General features: G+C 55.6%; 1 rRNA gene. It reads right to left on the reverse strand.

Annotation, left to right across the window (positions count from 1 at the left end):
- A 16S ribosomal RNA gene (locus FDW92_RS04855) occupies window positions 1–340 on the reverse strand; the annotation flags it as partial.

Below are 340 nucleotides of genomic sequence, written 5' to 3' on the forward strand. Positions count from 1 at the left end.
CCTTCCTCCTCGCTGAAAGTACTTTACAACCCGAAGGCCTTCTTCATACACGCGGCATGGCTGCATCAGGCTTGCGCCCATTGTGCAATATTCCCCACTGCTGCCTCCCGTAGGAGTCTGGACCGTGTCTCAGTTCCAGTGTGGCTGGTCATCCTCTCAGACCAGCTAGGGATCGTCGCCTAGGTGAGCCGTTACCCCACCTACAAGCTAATCCCATCTGGGCACATCCGATGGCAAGAGGCCCGAAGGTCCCCCTCTTTGGTCTTGCGACATTATGCGGTATTAGCTACCGTTTCCAGTAGTTATCCCCCTCCATCGGGCAGTTTCCCAGACATTACTC

The organism is Citrobacter sp. wls706 (assembly GCF_005281305.1).
GTDB classification, from domain to species: domain Bacteria; phylum Pseudomonadota; class Gammaproteobacteria; order Enterobacterales; family Enterobacteriaceae; genus Citrobacter; species Citrobacter werkmanii.